We start from the raw sequence: 791 nt of genomic DNA, 5'->3' as shown, positions 1-791 counted from the left end.
TGACGCACCCTACAACAGATTTTTAGTGTGACACTTGCGTAAGTCCTATTACTTTTAGAGACTTTTTTACGTTTTCACATACTTTTGAGGTCTTGACATTCTCTTTTGGGCGTATTAAATTTAGTATGTTTTAAAACTATTGTAATTTATTGTGGGTCGGGTAGTGAATTTCATAGTCATCTACATTTACTCCCAATAAGAATTTACTCCTAATAAGAAAATAGCACAGTATTACAAACTATAAAGTCGTAGATTTATGAACATCCTACTTAACTCTGTTCTTTCTGTAACATACAATCAATTGATTGATTTTGCCAATCAAAACAAATTCTGGCAGGTTTTTGATACTGCTTTTGGTACACAATATAACCGCAGCCTTGCGGAAAGTCTGGGGTTACAGTGGGAAGCTGGGGATTTTAGTCAACTTCCGCAAATTGAGATTCTTGATAGTAGCATTCTTGGCGGTGCTAATGGTGCTTATGCCAGTAGCAATAATAAGATTTATTTATCAGCTAATTTTATCGCAACTGCCACAGCAGAAGCCATTAGTGCAGTTTTGTTAGAAGAAATTGGGCATTTTATTGATGCTCATATCAATCTCGGTGATAGTGCTGGAGATGAAGGGGCAATTTTTGCAGATTTGGTACAGGGTTACAGTCTGGATACTCAGACTTTACAGGCTTTGAAGGCTGAGGATGATCACGCGACGATTACGGTAAATGGACAAGTTATTCAGGTAGAACAGCAGAATTTTACGGGAACTAATGGGAATGATACGATTACAGGAACTT

General features: G+C 37.2%; 1 pseudogene. It reads left to right on the top strand.

The annotated features are described in order from the left end of the window. Positions 1-256: 256 nt before the first annotated feature. A pseudogene (locus tag CA730_RS24840) lies at positions 257-791 on the top strand (hypothetical protein); the annotation flags it as partial.

The organism is Dolichospermum compactum NIES-806, from assembly GCF_002368115.1.
GTDB classification, from domain to species: Bacteria; Cyanobacteriota; Cyanobacteriia; order Cyanobacteriales; family Nostocaceae; genus Dolichospermum; species Dolichospermum compactum.
Note: the sequence above shows the minus strand (reverse complement) of the source record. Positions and strands in the feature narration are given on the sequence as shown.